The sequence below is a fragment of the Salsuginibacillus halophilus genome (genome assembly GCF_003014715.1).
Taxonomy (GTDB): Bacteria; Bacillota; Bacilli; order Bacillales; family Marinococcaceae; genus Salsuginibacillus; species Salsuginibacillus halophilus.
Window position 1 is genome coordinate 1 of the sequence record NZ_PYAV01000028.1, and the last position, 1,460, is coordinate 1,460.

Below are 1,460 nucleotides of genomic sequence, written 5' to 3' on the forward strand. Positions count from 1 at the left end.
GCCAGGAGCATCGCTGGGTAGCTACGTGCGGCCGGGATAAGTGCTGAAAGCATCTAAGCATGAAGCCCCCCTCGAGATGAAATTTCCCATCACGTCAAGTGAGTAAGATCCCTCGAAGATGACGAGGTTGATAGGTCGGAAGTGGACGTGTGGTGACACATGGAGCTGACCGATACTAATCGATCGAGGGCTTATCCTATAGACACAATTCAAGACGCACTTCATTGTGGAAGCAGTTGTCGGTTATCCAGTTTTGAGCGAACGACGCTCAATCAGCTTGGTGATGACGGCGAAGAGGTCACACCCGTTCCCATGCCGAACACGGAAGTTAAGTTCTTCAGCGCCGATGGTAATGAAGGGGCAACCCTTTGTGAGCGTAGGACGTCGCCAAGCATACATATTGGAGGGTTAGCTCAGCTGGGAGAGCACCTGCCTTACAAGCAGGGGGTCGGCGGTTCGATCCCGTCACCCTCCACCATTTCAAAAAATATACGCCGGCCTAGCTCAACTGGTAGAGCAACTGACTTGTAATCAGTAGGTTGGGGGTTCGAGTCCTCTGGCCGGCACCATTTCATGAGCCATTAGCTCAGCTGGCAGAGCATCTGACTTTTAATCAGAGGGTCGGAGGTTCGAATCCTCCATGGCTCACCATTAATTTAAATAATAGCGGATGTGGCGGAATTGGCAGACGCGCTAGACTTAGGATCTAGTGTCCTTGTGACGTGGGGGTTCAAGTCCCTCCATCCGCACCATACAAAATATTCGCGGGAGTAGTTCAGTGGTAGAACACCACCTTGCCAAGGTGGGGGTCGCGGGTTCGAATCCCGTCTCCCGCTCCATTATGCGCCTGTAGCTCAATTGGATAGAGCGTCTGACTACGGATCAGAAGGTTAGGGGTTCAAGTCCTCTCAGGCGCGCCATTTTAACTTAAGTGCGGGAAGTAGCTCAGCTTGGCAGAGCACTTGGTTTGGGACCAAGGGGTCGCTGGTTCGAATCCAGTCTTCCCGACCATCTGCTAAAACGCGGGGCCTTAGCTCAGCTGGGAGAGCGCCTGCTTTGCACGCAGGAGGTCAGCGGTTCGATCCCGCTAGGCTCCACCATAAAATTTACTATTGCGTAAGCAATGATAAATTGATACAATGCAAAAGTCGCTGAAAAACGACAAAACATTTGCCCTTTGAAAACTGAATGAAAGCAAGTGCGCCCGTCAATTTAATTGACGTTAAACGAAACACATCAAATCCCTTCGATTTGATTGGTGCTAAGCATCACTTTATCGGAGAGTTTGATCCTGGCTCAGGACGAACGCTGGCGGTGTGCCTAATACATGCAAGTCGAGCGCGTGAAACCAGTTGATTCCCTTCGGGGATGACGCTGGTGGATCGAGCGGCGGACGGGTGAGTAACACGTGGGCAACCTGCCCTGCAGATCGGGATAACCCCGGGAAACCGGGGCTAATA

Annotated in this window: 8 tRNA genes and 3 rRNA genes; all 11 read left to right on the plus strand. The window is 52.0% G+C overall.

The features are described 5' to 3' along the window. Positions 1–199, plus strand: a 23S ribosomal RNA gene (locus B0H94_RS14900); the annotation flags it as partial. Positions 200–276: 77 nt separating this feature from the next. Further along, positions 277–393 (plus strand): 5S ribosomal RNA (gene rrf, locus B0H94_RS14905). A 9-nt stretch (positions 394–402) separates the two neighbouring features. Next, a tRNA-Val gene (locus tag B0H94_RS14910) sits at positions 403–478 on the plus strand. Between the two features lie 15 nt (positions 479–493). After that, positions 494–569: transfer RNA gene (locus B0H94_RS14915), tRNA-Thr, on the plus strand. Between the two features lie 6 nt (positions 570–575). Next, positions 576–651: transfer RNA gene (locus tag B0H94_RS14920), tRNA-Lys, on the plus strand. A 15-nt stretch (positions 652–666) separates the two neighbouring features. Continuing rightward, positions 667–752, plus strand: a tRNA-Leu gene (locus B0H94_RS14925). Between the two features lie 12 nt (positions 753–764). Next, positions 765–839 (plus strand) — tRNA-Gly (locus B0H94_RS14930). Between the two features lie 4 nt (positions 840–843). Then, positions 844–920: transfer RNA gene (locus B0H94_RS14935), tRNA-Arg, on the plus strand. A 14-nt stretch (positions 921–934) separates the two neighbouring features. Then, a tRNA-Pro gene (locus B0H94_RS14940) sits at positions 935–1,011 on the plus strand. A gap of 13 nt (positions 1,012–1,024) precedes the next feature. Next, positions 1,025–1,100: transfer RNA gene (locus B0H94_RS14945), tRNA-Ala, on the plus strand. 173 nt (positions 1,101–1,273) lie between these two features. Beyond that, positions 1,274–1,460, plus strand: a 16S ribosomal RNA gene (locus B0H94_RS14950); the annotation flags it as partial.